Source organism: Acetatifactor sp., assembly GCF_982438285.1.
In genome coordinates this window covers 1-11,870 of record NZ_CEWDFQ010000066.1, presented here as the reverse complement: position 1 = coordinate 11,870, position 11,870 = coordinate 1, and the positions used below count along the sequence as shown (strand labels likewise).

At 48.1% G+C, this 11,870-nt stretch carries 17 protein-coding genes and 1 pseudogene; 1 reads left to right on the top strand and 17 read right to left on the bottom strand.

What is annotated here, in order from left to right:
• The 17 genes and pseudogenes from AC1WIP_RS05145 to AC1WIP_RS05065 all read right to left on the bottom strand — a co-directional run.
• A partial coding sequence (locus AC1WIP_RS05145) for an NADPH-dependent FMN reductase family protein (protein WP_481140813.1) occupies nt 1-393 on the bottom strand: 393 nt, incomplete at its 3' end.
• Between the two features lie 8 nt (nt 394-401).
• On the bottom strand, nt 402-1,244 hold the full coding sequence (locus tag AC1WIP_RS05140; RefSeq protein ID WP_481140814.1) for a DUF362 domain-containing protein: 843 nt from the start codon (nt 1,242-1,244) through the stop codon (nt 402-404).
• A 278-nt stretch (nt 1,245-1,522) separates the two neighbouring features.
• The gene (locus AC1WIP_RS05135) at nt 1,523-2,200 is read right to left on the bottom strand and encodes a DUF4405 domain-containing protein (protein ID WP_481140812.1); all 678 of its coding nucleotides are present in this window, start codon (nt 2,198-2,200) and stop codon (nt 1,523-1,525) included.
• Between the two features lie 40 nt (nt 2,201-2,240).
• Nucleotides 2,241-2,915 carry a flavodoxin gene (locus tag AC1WIP_RS05130; protein ID WP_481140811.1) on the bottom strand — a complete coding sequence of 225 codons (675 nt, stop codon included), beginning with the start codon at nt 2,913-2,915 and terminating at the stop codon, nt 2,241-2,243.
• Between the two features lie 25 nt (nt 2,916-2,940).
• Nucleotides 2,941-3,174, bottom strand: a pseudogene (locus tag AC1WIP_RS05125) (DapH/DapD/GlmU-related protein); the annotation flags it as partial.
• A complete protein-coding gene (locus AC1WIP_RS05120) occupies nt 3,099-3,275 on the bottom strand; it encodes a hypothetical protein (RefSeq protein ID WP_481140810.1) in 177 nt (58 codons plus the stop codon). The pseudogene AC1WIP_RS05125 and the gene AC1WIP_RS05120, both read right to left, overlap by 76 nt.
• A 300-nt stretch (nt 3,276-3,575) precedes the next feature.
• A complete protein-coding gene (locus AC1WIP_RS05115; protein WP_481140809.1) occupies nt 3,576-4,106 on the bottom strand; it encodes a flavodoxin family protein in 531 nt (176 codons plus the stop codon).
• Nucleotides 4,107-4,129: 23 nt separating this feature from the next.
• Nucleotides 4,130-4,861 carry an aldo/keto reductase gene (locus tag AC1WIP_RS05110; RefSeq protein ID WP_481140808.1) on the bottom strand — a complete coding sequence of 244 codons (732 nt, stop codon included), beginning with the start codon at nt 4,859-4,861 and terminating at the stop codon, nt 4,130-4,132.
• A complete protein-coding gene (locus tag AC1WIP_RS05105; protein WP_481140807.1) occupies nt 4,854-5,216 on the bottom strand; it encodes an aldo/keto reductase in 363 nt (120 codons plus the stop codon). Before AC1WIP_RS05105 ends, AC1WIP_RS05110 begins: the two co-directional genes overlap by 8 nt.
• 93 nt (nt 5,217-5,309) lie before the next feature.
• Entirely contained in the window at nt 5,310-5,666 is a 357-nt protein-coding gene (locus AC1WIP_RS05100) for a cyclophilin-like fold protein (protein WP_481140806.1), read from the bottom strand.
• Nucleotides 5,667-5,688: 22 nt separating this feature from the next.
• Nucleotides 5,689-6,552: an aldo/keto reductase gene (locus tag AC1WIP_RS05095; RefSeq protein ID WP_481140805.1), complete on the bottom strand. Its 864-nt coding sequence runs from the start codon at nt 6,550-6,552 to the stop codon at nt 5,689-5,691.
• A gap of 19 nt (nt 6,553-6,571) precedes the next feature.
• Nucleotides 6,572-6,700, bottom strand: a complete 129-nt coding sequence (locus tag AC1WIP_RS05090) for a tautomerase family protein (protein ID WP_481140804.1) — start codon at nt 6,698-6,700, stop codon at nt 6,572-6,574.
• 21 nt (nt 6,701-6,721) lie between these two features.
• Nucleotides 6,722-7,258, bottom strand: coding sequence for an amidohydrolase family protein (locus AC1WIP_RS05085; RefSeq protein WP_481140802.1), 537 nt, complete (start codon nt 7,256-7,258; stop codon nt 6,722-6,724).
• Between the two features lie 140 nt (nt 7,259-7,398).
• Nucleotides 7,399-7,935, bottom strand: coding sequence for a flavodoxin family protein (locus AC1WIP_RS05080; protein WP_481140801.1), 537 nt, complete (start codon nt 7,933-7,935; stop codon nt 7,399-7,401).
• Nucleotides 7,936-7,950: 15 nt separating this feature from the next.
• Nucleotides 7,951-8,889, bottom strand: a complete 939-nt coding sequence (locus tag AC1WIP_RS05075) for an aldo/keto reductase (RefSeq protein ID WP_481140800.1) — start codon at nt 8,887-8,889, stop codon at nt 7,951-7,953.
• A gap of 29 nt (nt 8,890-8,918) precedes the next feature.
• Nucleotides 8,919-9,581, bottom strand: coding sequence for a carboxymuconolactone decarboxylase family protein (locus AC1WIP_RS05070; RefSeq protein WP_481140799.1), 663 nt, complete (start codon nt 9,579-9,581; stop codon nt 8,919-8,921).
• A 43-nt stretch (nt 9,582-9,624) separates the two neighbouring features.
• A complete protein-coding gene (locus AC1WIP_RS05065; protein ID WP_481140798.1) occupies nt 9,625-10,776 on the bottom strand; it encodes a cyclophilin-like fold protein in 1,152 nt (383 codons plus the stop codon).
• A 248-nt stretch (nt 10,777-11,024) separates the two neighbouring features.
• Between AC1WIP_RS05065 and AC1WIP_RS05060 the strand changes: the two genes are divergently transcribed.
• The coding region (locus AC1WIP_RS05060; RefSeq protein WP_481140797.1) for a LysR family transcriptional regulator at nt 11,025-11,870 on the top strand (846 nt) is incomplete at its 3' end.

The window sequence follows — 11,870 nt, the reverse complement described above, 5'->3', positions numbered from 1 at the left end:
GAATGGAGGCCCACCAGTTGGGTATCCCAGAAAAATTATGTCATAGGATTCCATATTCTCTACATGGGCAGCAAGTTCCGGGTGGGCATTCGCCCTTCTTTCCTCTCCGCCCACATTGATCAACTCATCGTAATTCACCGGATACTTCTGCACTGTCCGGATTGAAAAAAGGTCACCGCCGGTTAAAGAACCAATCATTTGGGCCATGGCCTCCACATTTCCTTTGGCTTCGCCGTCCATTAACGTAATGCTGGCCGATGCAATTGCATCGATATCTGAACTCTCCCAGGAATTGGCTCCTGTGCTTCCTGTGCGGAGCAGGCCGCTAAAGACAGCATCAATCCAAAAGCAAAAACGATTGCGGGCAAATGCACCCCGATTTTTTTCTGTCAATCATCCATTTATCCATCAATACTTACCAGATTATAGGTGCGGCTTCCGAGCCCAATTTCTCCCGCATGTTCCAGCGTCAGCAGCCCGTTGCGGGACTCAATACGCTGAATCAGGGAGGCTCCATCTTCCGCGGAATAAACCAGGTCAATGCACGCCTGATCCACCGCAACAGGGTCGAAGGATGCCAGGATGCCAATATCATGCATGTCAGGCTCAGCGGGGTTACCATCGCAGTCACAGTCCACCGACAGGCGGTTCATCACATTGATATACAGCATATTCCCATCCATATAGTCGGCCACCGACTTTCCTGCCTCCGCCATAGATTCCAGGAAAGCATTTTGATCACCGCCCCACATACTGCCGCCGGTTCCGCCGGAATGGATGTGAGCCTTGCCGTCAGAGGAAGCAATGCCTATTGAGATATTTTTAATCGCTCCGCCAAATCCTGCCATAGCGTGCCCCTTAAAATGGGAGAGCACAATGAAATAATCATAGTTCTCAAAATGGGAACCCACATAATTTTCCGTAAGATGCGTTCCGCCGGTTACCGGCAATGTCATGGAACCGTCGGCATCCATAATATCTACATCGGCAATGGCTGTATACCCATGGTCTTCGGCAAGCTGCATATGATAGGCGGTATTTGCCCGCTCCCCTCCGTAGGCGGTGTTGCACTCAACGATGGTGCCGCCCACTGCCTGAACCAGACCGCCGATCAGTTCTGGCCGCAGGTAATTGCTGCCGGTCTCGCCGGTGCTGATCTTTACGGCAATATTTCCTTCCGGCAGCTGCGCGCCAAGGGCTTCATAGATTGCCATCAGCCCCTCCGGGCTGATATCCGTTGTCATATATACAACCGGTTCTTCTTCCGAAACCGATGCCTCATCTGCAGGCGCCGGCGTTTCCTGCTGTGTTTCCTCTTGGACAGACTCTACGGGTTCCTGCTTTGATTCTGTGTTTGCCGTTTCTGTCTGAGTGGGCTCAGCAAGCGTGCTTCCCAAAGAAACATCCGGTTCATTCGCCGCGCACCCCGCCAGCGAAGCCGCACATAACATCAATGCCAATCCAATGGAAAGTCGTCTTTTCATGAATAACCTCCTTTAATCTTTTTTATCCTGCCCTATGGTTAACGCGATTGTTGATTTTTCCCGGACATCCCGCGAAAAAAGCGGGAAGCGTAGTAAGCCAGGAAAATAAACGTCCCCATCATTGCGAGATAATCCAAATAAAATAGGGGAACCGGTTCATTAAAATCCAGAAATACAAATTGGGTGCGCAGCAGCATATAGGTAAGAAGATTCCGCCGGATAAATACGGTTAGTCCATAGAGCGCAATCACCGCTCCCAGGACAGGAAATATGATCTTTCCCTTCTTAAAATCCCCTTCCGGTTTCCACACCCTTTTCATCATTCCCAGCAGCATTCCCCAGTGAAGCCCCAAATGCAGCGACATCAGAACAAATCCCCAATAAGAGGAGGCCATATGCAGCAGTCTGGCAAAGGACATCCCACCGCGAATTCCCAAAAATGCGAATACATGGTTGGAAAGCATGATTCCGCTGATCATCAGCCCGAGCATGGATAGAAAGACCATAGCATCGATGACCAGCATAAAAAGCCGGGATGGGGAATACCTTCCATGAAGCAGATTTTTATGCCAGTTTCCGTTGAGAATATGATGAGCAATGAACAGGAGAAACATCCCTGCTCCTACCCATTCATGGGCCGCATCCCCCCAGAACTGATACCCCATTAAGAACAGCAGGGCCAGTGTCATCAGAATGTCTACTACAATTTTAATCATCGCTTTGGGCCTCACTGGTTTCCTCTCCTTCCCTTTTGCATCATTCCATGCCAAGACTGCTGATCCAGTCTGCTACTTCCTCCCCCGCACTGTCTACGCTGCTTCCGGAAACGTGAAGCCCTTCCAGTACCTCAGCTCCCGGCGCGCTGTCGGGCAGTTTCTCCAAGCTGCGCCCAAAGCCGCTGCCTCCGCTGGTACAGAAAGGAATGAGCGTTTTTCCTTCCCAATCATCGGATTCAAGGAAGGAGTAGATCAACATGGGAGCATCACTCCACCAGTCAGGATAACCTACAAACACCACATCATAGCTGTCCCAGTTTTCCACCTGTGAAGCCACTTCCGGGCGGGCATTGTCCGCCTGTTCCTGCTGGGCAACATCCAGGAGCGTATCATAATCATCGGTATAAGGCGTGGCAGGCTCGATTTCAAATAGGTCAGCCCCTGTTTCTTCCTGAATCATCTGGGCCATCTGTTCTGTATTGCCGGACCAGGAGAAATAGGCAACCAAAATCCCGCTGGTTCCTTCTGTTGGTTCCTCTGTGGCAGCCTCCGCAGAAATTTCTTCAGAAGTATCTGTGCCGGATTCTGAAGAATCAACTGAAGACTCAGTCACCTCATTTTCATTTGGTGATGAATTCTGAGAGCCTTGTGTGCCGCAGGCGGCAAGTGAAAAAATCAAGACTGCAGATAACATAAGAGATACTATTTTTTTCATAATTATTTTCCTTTCTTTTTATTAATCAACAGGCATTTGCTCTTTTATTGCCTGGATGATCTATTTGAACTGCTGACACATTCCATTTAAGAATTTTGCAAGGATTACCGCAGACAATGGCGTTATCCGGAATGGATTCCGTTACCACACTTCCTGCACCGATAACTACATTGCTGCCAATTGTTACTCCCGGGAGGATGATGCTGCCTCCTCCAATCCAAACATAGTCACCGATATGTACGGGCCTTGTCTGTGTCTTGACTGCCGCATCAGATCTTTTGCATGATTTTGCTGCTTTCTCAATTCCATATCCCTGGCATCATAGATTCGCCCGCTTTGTTTCTGTTCAAACTCAGTCATTCTCATTTCCTCAACAATTCATTACCTTGTAACTTAAGTATATGCAATATACTTTTCCATGTAAAATACTTGTCTTTTATTATTATCCATGTGTTTTTTGTATGTTTTAATTACCCTCCCCCCTATCCACTCTCCCCCCTCTCAACCATCAAATGACCGCCCTTTGAACAATTAATTTTTCAAAATTAAGCAGTATAAAACAGCAACAGGAAGCATATCAATCAGAGTACTTCCTGCTGCTGTTTTTCGCAGATTTTTCCTTATCATTTATCTGATAAATTTTCTGTTTAAAGTGGCCAATTAAAAATTTATATGTTTCCCGGCCTGATATGCTTCTTCCATTGCTTTTGTTCCGATCACTTCACCCTTCTGCCAGACATGCTCTCCCCAGATTACCTGCTGAACACGGTTTCCCAAATTTTCTAAAATAAACAGCAGATCATCCGCAGTTCTCTGTAATCCTCGTTTTCCGTCATGTCCCGTTACAATAACATAGGCTTTCTTCCCTCCCAGCCCCTGCCACTTGGGAAGCAGCCGGTCAATCATAATCTTCATCTGACCGCTCATGGTCAAAAAATAAGTAGGCGATGCGAGAACCAGTACATCAGCTTCCTCTGCCTTTTTCAGGATCTCTTCCATATCATCCTTCTGAACGCAGGATCCGGTTTTAAAGCAAGCATAACATGCCTTGCATGGAAAGATTTGTTTTTCCCGGAGTGATACTTTTTCAACCTGGCTGCCGGCTTCTTTGGCTCCCCGAATAAATTCATCACACAGCAAATCTGAATTTCCCTTTACCCGTGGGCTTCCGTTTATTACCAATACATTCATCTTTCATCTCCTGCTATAATCTGTTACTTTTCAAACTCTTTTGCCACATCCTCCAACAAAGCACGGATAGGCAGATGCTGCGGGCAAATCTTTTCACATTTTCCGCACTTCACACAATCAGATGCCTTGCCTCTGTTCGCCGTCTGATTATTGTAATAAAATCCTGCGCTCCATCCCTGAAAAAGTTTTTCCATATTCATACAGGCAAACAAGTCAGGGATCGGGATTTGTTTCGGGCAGCCTGCGGTACAATAACGGCAGGCCGTGCAGGGGATCAAATGTTTGGAATGAAAAATATCCTTTACCTTTTCAATGGCCGCCATTTCCACCTGGGAAAGAGGTTGGAAATCCTTCATACAGTCAAGATTATCCTTCATCTGCTCAAGATTGCTCATGCCGGACAGTACCATTCGGATGCCCTCAAATCCTGCCGCAAACCGCAGCGCATAACTTGCCGGGCTTCCGCCGTTCAGCTGAGTAAGCACCTCCTTTGCTTCTTCCGGAAGGTTGACCAGGCTTCCTCCCTTTATCGGTTCCATAACCAGAACAGGTTTGCCAAATTTGCGGCATACCTCATAACATTTTCTGCTCTCTACTGCCGGGTCGTCATAATCCAGATAATTAAACTGGATTTGAACCACCTCAATCTGGGGATACTCCGTCAGAATTTGCTCCAGAATTTCCGCCCGGTCATGGAAAGAAATCCCAAAATGCCGGATTTTCCCTTCTTCTTTTCGTTCAAGTCCGTCAGTCATCCGGCGTAAATTTCAAGCGGGCCGCACCGATATTCTCCTCCAATCGGTGCAGCTCTGTCGTACCCGGAATTGAGACAATCCATGGGCGTTTGGCAAGAATCCATGCAAGAGCCAGCTGTGCCATGGTACATCCCTTTTCTTTGGCCTGAGACGAGAAAACAGTCTGATTTAATTTGCCGGTCAAGTATCCGCGTCCAAGAGGGCAGAAACATACCAGGCCAATTCCTAATTCCTCCAATACGGGAAGCATTTCTTTTTCCACATTTCGATACCACATAGAATACTCGTTCTGAACGGCTGTGAGTGGGAGCAAGGCATGGGCTTTCCGAATGGTACGAGTCAACGCCTCGCTCATTCCCCAATGCAGCGCTTCTCCCGGAATTTCCTCACTGGTATAGGGGCCATAAACCTCGGCAGTATCAAAAAAAGTCTCCCCCCGTATTAACTTTTACTCGTCACTTAATGTCAATGTTGCTGTGATATCGCCCTTTCCCAGAACCTTTTTCAGTTCAGATGCCGACAGGTTCTGCACCTTGCCAAGTCGGGTAAAGGTCCATGTGTTCGGTGCATAATAGATGACTAACAGGTTTCCTTCCGATAAAATCACATCGCCAGCCTCTGTGGTGATATGCTCATCATTGGCAGGCAGCTGTACGCCAAAGCTGCCGAACTTTTCCATATGGGCATAGTCCTTCATGGAAATAGTCAATGGCCCTTTCTTCAACAATTCCTTTACTGCCTCTGCAGAGCTGTTGTCATACAGCTTAACCTGGATATTCGTGCCGTTTACTTCAATATTCATCATAAAACATTTCTCCTTTCAACCATTACAAGCTGGTCAGCACAGGGTTGTTCAAATAGTCATACACCCGTTTCACTTCGCTGATCTTCCGGGTATCCAGCATGGAGGGACAGTCTTTATCAATGGCTGTGATTTTCTCCATATCCTCTTTGTCCAGATGAAAATCCCAGATGTCCAAATTCTCCTCCATCCGCTCTTTGTGAACCGATTTTGGAATCACAATGACACCTTGCTGCACATTCCAGCGCAGGATGACTTGAGCCGGCGTCTTCCCATACTTTTTTGCTGTCTCTAATAGTACCGGTTCGGTAAACATTCCCTTCAGGCCTTCCGCAAAGGGAGCCCACGCCTCCGGCTGTACATTCATCTCCTGCATCAGGGAAAGTTCTTCCATACGCTGATAGTGAGGATGGCGCTCGATCTGATTGACCTGCGGCAGGATTTTTGCGTTATAGCACAGGTCCAGCAGACGGTCGGGCAGGAAATTACACACGCCAATGGCCCGAATCTTTCCTTCCTGGTACAGTTCTTCCAATGCACGCCAGGAGCCATAATAATCTCCAAAAGGCATATGGATCAAATATAAATCTAAATAGGTAAGTCCCAGATTGCTCAAAGATTCCTGAAAGGCTTCTTTTGTTTTCTCATAGCCCATCTGCTGAATATAGGCCTTAGTTGTAATAAACAGTTCTTCCCTCGGAACACCGCTGCTTTGGATTGCCCTGCCCACAGCCTTTTCATTTTGATAGGAACTGGCTGTGTCGATCAGGCGGTACCCAGTAGAAATGGCATCTTTCACCACCCGTTCACAGGTTTCCTCTGGGATCTGAAAAACCCCAAATCCTTCCATTGGCATCATCACACCGTTACTCAATTTAACTGTTTCCATTACAAAAGGGCCTCCTTTTCTACAAAGTTACAGAGAATGCCTCTTCCGGCATCTTCATAATCCTGGCAGCACTTGCGGTAAATTCTTTTGCCAACTGTTGTTTCTGCTCCTTGCTTAACTGAGCTGCTTCTAATGTAATTACTGGCATATTGATTTTCTCCATTATGTCTTAACCCAATATTCCCACTTCTTTAAAGAGCAGTTTTGGGTTGTTTTGATAGATTTGTTCTGCTAAAGTGTCGTTTGATTTTTGATCCATCTGTTCTGCCTGACTCACGCACACCGGAAGAAGAGTAAACGGGCTGTCGCTTCCATATAAAAGATGGGACTCGTTTGTAACCATCCGTAAAAGGTCAAATAACAGCAGTCCAGCTAATGGAATAAGCCGATCTGAAAGAATCGTTAAAAATGCGCCGCCGTGGGGTACGATAAACCGAAGATTCGGATATTTGCGCAATGTGCCTTTTAAAAGAAGATTGACTACTGTCCTGGTCGTTTCAAAGAAATATTCCATCACAGGGCCAGGAAGTTCTTCAGCTATTCCTGAAATATTATTCCAAGGTAATGTTGGATGGATAGTTACCAGTGTCGGCCGACTATAACGAATCTCCTGAATGGATTCCTGAATCTCCGGTAAGGGTAAACTTGCCAGAGGTGCGAATTTATCCGGATACTGTTTTGCCAGTTCTGCCCCATATATTCCCACTGCCGTTCAATAGACCAGACAGGGGCTTTCACGCCATCCAAAAGGTCTACGTTGTGGCGTCGCAGCAATTTCTGATATGCCGGTGGAAAATAATGCCCATGAACATCGATACGTTCTTTCAGCAATATGTACAATCCTCCCTACTTCAGTCCGTTCCCCAAATGATACGCCTGCTGCGGATATTCCGAGTGCTTGGTCATAGACGAGCTTCCACAGCCATATCCCAGCACCATACCCATATCCGTAAGATTCAGATACCGCACCAACGTCTTATAATGGGCTTCCAGGGCCTCAAATGTCCAGTTGTCGCTATTCCAGGCAACAGTCAGCAGAGCGGATTTCATGTGCTTACGCTGGATGGAGCTGTTAAAGGCGCAGAACCGGTCGATCATGGTCTTAAGCTGGGCGGACATACCGTAATAATAAAGAGGAGTGGCAAATACCATCATATCAGCATCCAGGATTTTCCTGCGGATGCTTTCCACATCATCCTTCTGCACACAGGGACCTTCATAACCACAGTGGATACAGCCGGTGCAGGGATGGATATCTGCGTGAGTTACATCAATCAGTTCGACGGTATGACCTGCTTCTTCTGCCCCCTGGCGGAAACAGTCCGCCAGCAGGTGGGTAGAGCCTTTCTTGTTCGGGCTGCCCTCTAATACAACAATTTTCATTTCCGGTCCGCCTCCTTACTTCATTTCTTTTTCCCAGTAGCGGATGACGTTCAATGGCGTCTCGCCGGCCAGCTGTTCCATGGTTTCCATCTCATCAACAGTCAACTCCACAGCGGCAGCTTTTGCTGCATCCTCTACCTGATACACTTTGGTCACTCCGATAATCGGCAAGGTGCCTTTGGCGATGGCCCAGGCTACCGGCAGCTGAGCGATGGCAACCCCATGTTTATCAGCGATTTCTTTCAAACCGGCATTCAGTTTCTCCAACTGGGGAAGCATAGGGTTATACACCGCGCCGCGGTCAGAGTCAGCCGGGAAAGGATGCCCGGTATCGTACTTACCGGTCAATGCGCCCTGTTCCAGCACCATATAAGAGAAGAACGTGATGCCGTTCTCTTTGCAGTAATCCAGGATGCCGGAGGTCTCGGAAGAGCGGTTTAACAGACTGTAATGGTTCTGGATGGCAGCGATCTTCAATCCTTCGGCCTCCAGAATGGCAGCGGCTTCTTTGATCTCCGCCAGGTTGTGGTTGGAAAGGCCGATGCGGCCAATCTTGCCGGTCTTCGCCAGAGGAATCAGTTTCCTTGTCCACTCCGGCGCACCCACCGGATTATGGATCCAGTAAATATCTATATAGTCAGTACCCAGCAGTTTGGCGCTGGTTTCATACATAGCGGTTACAGCATTTTCCGCATTGGGATCCGCGCACTGAGGCGTGAACTTATCCGAAATAAGATAGCTGTCACGAGGTACGGTGCGCAAAAACTCGCCCAGAACTTTCTCAGAAGCGCCCATGCCATAAGCATAAGCGGTATCCCAGAGATTCAGCCCGACTTTCCTGGCCGCGTCAAACACCGGACGCAGATCCGCGTCGGTCAGACTCCCGCCAAATGTTCCATCATTTCCCCAGGCCCAGGCGCCCAGAGCGATTTTCGGTAATTGTTTTAATTCCATGTTCATTTCCTCCAATTTTGTTTTTCGATTTATTCTTCCTCTGCCAACAGGTCTTTACAGGCATTTAAGGCATTAAACAGACGGGGAATCCCCATATAGCCGCTGGCATGTACCACTGTGAGCAGTTCACGGAGCTTTCCGTCCAGCCCGGTACGGGTGTTAAAATCCCCAAAGCACAGTTCCGTCAGGAACCGGGGCACGGCCTGCGCAAAGTCTCCAGGAAGATAGGTATACCGATCCGCGATTTCATCTCCGTAAACGGGAGCCTGAATAGCCAGCCCTTTCTCATACCGTTCCTCATCGGTCGACACCGTGCCTTGCTCCGGCAGAGGCAGTTTTATGCCATTTTCCGTGAAGACCTCGTTCATGGTGCTGATGGCATTGAGGGTCTTAGGGAATCCGATAAAAGGCGCGCACTGGTATATGGCCTCCCGGATCTCCACCGGCGTGCATCCGACGTTAAGTCCCGCCTGAACATGAGCTTTTAACTGGGGGAGTGTGCTAAGCACCGTAAGCGTAGTAATCGTAACAAGTTCCCGTATCCGATTGTCCAGACTCCCTGTGTAGCACACATCTCCAAAAATATATCCCTGTAAAATCTGCATAAACTCCGGATCGGGACCTTCATTCCCGGCTGCATGGCTGTGAAACAGTTCCTGCGTTTTCTGTTCTGTACGTTCTTTCCTATTCATAATTACGCTTTCTTTCCATCTCTTTAGCCGCTCAAAAATTCTATTATTCTACAACCGTAATAGTGATCATCCCCGACATCCGGCCGATATTTTCCATGCCGGAAACCACATGTCCTAATTCATATAAAGCGGAGTTTTCATTATATCCGTCATAAAACATTACCACATTGCCCCAGGGCTCATAATAAGCTAATGCCCCTCCTTCTGTATCCGACATTGCAAGTGGTGTTTCTACACATGCAAGTTCTTCGGGCGGATAAAAAATCTTCTCGTTGGTACTGTAATCCTCCACCTCTACTGTTAAGGGCAGCATCTCATAAAGAGAATCTGCGGCATTGCCATCATTAAGCCTATAAATAACTTCGGCATCTCCAGACCGCACCGATATCTGACGCTCTGTCATAGCTTTATCTTCCTCCTCTGCTTCCGTCCGGCAGGCATATCCAAGCTCATCTACCCAGGCTTTTACAGCTTCTTCCGATGACGCAGCCTCCTCTTCATAGCAATCAAAGATGTTATCAGAGATAATGGCTTCCGGCGAAGCTTCGGTTATAAGTCCCCCGCTGTTTGCAAGGCCGCCGGTGCCATGGGAGCAAAACAGGTAGACCTGCTTGCCCGAAAGATCATTCTGCTCCAGGAAGGAAAGCAGCGCCATAGGCACGCCATACCACCAATTAGGATACCCCAGGAAAACCACATCATAGCTCTCCAGATTCTCCACGCTCTCTTCCAGCTGGGGGCGTGCGTCATCGCCTCGTTCCTGATTGGCGCGGGCAAGGCATTCATCCCAGTCGCTGGGGTAGGGGTCCGTCACCTGAATGGAAAACAGATGCCCTCCTGTTTCCTCCTGCACCCAGCCCGCCAGCTGCTGTACGTTTCCTGGCGGAATGACGCTGGGGGAAGCAACAGCATCCACATCATCCGCCAAAACAGCGTTGTCCGCCCAGGAAAAATAAGCCACCAAAATATTTGTGGTATCCGTATCGCCAGACTGTTCCATGGATTCTGCTTCTTCTGTGTCCATGCCGTGATCATTGCTTTCCGACACACTGTTATCTAAAACAGCCTCCTCCGTTACAGCAGTGACGCCGTCCGAGGATTCCGAAGCATTTGTCTGTGTTTCCCCCGGCATTCCACAAGCCGTAAGCGAAAAAACCATTGCTGCGGCTGATAAAATCGAAAGTATTTTTTTCATCCATCATACCTCCCGTTGCTTTTTATTTTCTGGCCCTATTATAAAGCGGATCTCATCCAGTGGCTAATACTTATCTTTTATCCTTATCCATACATTTTTTGTATAGGTTCCAAAATATCAGCCTATCAACCATATCAGCTCCTCAAAATACAAGCTGGCCTTTTTTTAATAGCTAAAAAGCATTTGAAGAGTCAATATATTGATTTTTGAGCATATGCGTGATATTTTAAAACAAAGGAGGATTCAATATGGAAATCCGTGTTTTGAAATACTTCCTGATGGCAGCCAGAGAAGAGAACATTACAAAAGCCGCCACTCTGCTTCATCTGACTCAGCCTACCCTGTCCAGACAGCTGATGCAGCTGGAGGAGGAGCTGGGCGTACAGCTCTTCCGCCGCAGCAGGCATCGGATCGTCCTGACAGAGGACGGAATGCTTTTGCGCCGTCGAGCAGAGGAAATCGTAGCTCTGGCTGATAAAACAAAAGATGATTTCCTGCACAAGCAGGATGAGCTGGCAGGAATCATATCCATTGGAAGCGGGGAGCTTCGAAGCTCCCAATTTCTGGCGCGCCTGATTTCAGGTTTTCAAAAGGAAAATCCCCTTGTTCAGTTTACCTTCTACAGTGGAAACTCCGACAATATCAAAGAGCGGCTGGAGCGGGGGCTTTTAGACGTCGGCCTTTTGCAGGAGCCAGTAGATATTGTAAAATACAGCTTCATTCGAACGCCCGTCCGCGAACAATGGGGGGCGTTTGTCAGCGTAGACTCTCCTCTGGCAGAAAAAGAGACTGTTTCGCCCGCAGACCTGGCGAACATGCCTCTGATTCTGCCCGGTCGGGAAAATCTGCAGAACGAATTGCGTAACTGGTTCGGCTCCTATGGGGAAAATCTGCAAATCACAGCCAGCGGAAATCTTTTATATAATCTGGCCATGTTAGCCCGGGAGAACGGCAGCTGCGTTCTGACACTTGATATGGCTTGCCAATATCCGGGAATGTGCTTCATTCCCCTTTCACCTTCTATGGATTCAGGTACTGTACTGGTCTGGAAAAAAGCGCAGGCCTTCTCTCCTGCAGCCGACGCCTTCCTTGCT